1 protein-coding gene is annotated in these 1136 nt (G+C 40.4%); it reads right to left on the bottom strand.

Annotated features, from left to right (window positions below):
• Nucleotides 1–390: 390 nt before the first annotated feature.
• Nucleotides 391–762, bottom strand: coding sequence for a four helix bundle protein (locus tag F6K38_RS42685; RefSeq protein WP_287360953.1), 372 nt, complete (start codon nt 760–762; stop codon nt 391–393).
• Nucleotides 763–1136 lie beyond the last annotated feature (374 nt).

Here is a 1136-nt window from a genome sequence, read left to right as displayed (position 1 = left end):
TGATATCCAGGGGGGGAACATCCTCCGGTTCCCCAATAACTAAAACGTTACATTGTTCATCCTCATAATCGGTTTGTTCATAACACCAGGTAAACCCAAAGGGCATTTCGCTCATAATTTTTTCCTCTTTGTGAATGGTTGTTTTGAGGAGGGAAGGAGATGAGGAGGTAAGGAGTTAGTATTTAGGAGGTAAGGAGTTTAGGAGTTGGGAGTTATAAGGGTGCATAATTAGCCCTATAAGGAAAGAATAAAATTGATTGTTTATTCTGTCTACTGTCTCCTGTATTCTGTCTCCTAACCTCCTAATCTCCTAACCTCCTAATCTCCTTATCTCCTAACCTCCTGTCTCCTTACCTTATTACCTCCTTACCTCCTTATCTACTTCTCTCCTCATCTCCTACTCCTTTGCTCGATTTTGTAGGCATAAGAATTCAGTAGCTTGCTCACTTCGTCCAATTTCTGCATTAGTCTAGTGCTGTCACCATAGTTAAGGTCTTTTGCCAAAATTAAGTAGTATCGGCATTCTTCCAATGAACTTTGGGCTATATTCAAAAACCGCAACTTATCAGGCAGAGTTTTTCTTCTAAAGCCCTCAGCTATGTTGGCTGGAACAGAAACAGAGGCGCGTCTCAACTGAGAAATTAATCCATAGGTTTCAGAGTTAGGAAAATTTTGACTAAAAGGGTAAATTAACAAAACGAATTCATGGGCTTTGCGCCAGACAATCAAGTCTTGAAAATTCTTAGCTGGTTGATTTACCATTATTTACTCCAAACTTAGGAGGTAAGGAGTTAGGAGGTAAGGAGATTAGGAGGTTAGGAGATAGGAGGTAGGAGATAGGAGGTAGGAAACAGAATAAACTTGATTCTTTCCTAACTATATGTGGCAAACTTAGGAGGTAAGGAGTTAGGAGGTTAGGAGATAAGGAGGTTAGGAGGTAAGGAGGTTAGGAGTTAGGAGGTTAGGAGACAGAACAAACTTGATTCTTTCCTAACTATATGTGGCAAACTTAGGAGGTAAGGAGGTTAGGAGTTAGGAGGTTAGGAGACAGAACAAACTTGATTCTTTCCTAACTATATGTGGCAAACTTAGGAGGTAAGGAGGTTAGGAGTTAGGAGGTTAGGAGACAGAACAAA

This window comes from Moorena sp. SIO3B2 (assembly GCF_010692525.1).
GTDB classification, from domain to species: Bacteria; Cyanobacteriota; Cyanobacteriia; order Cyanobacteriales; family Coleofasciculaceae; genus Moorena; species Moorena producens.
The sequence above is the reverse complement of the archived record's forward strand: the minus strand, read 5'-3'. Positions and strand labels throughout refer to the sequence as shown.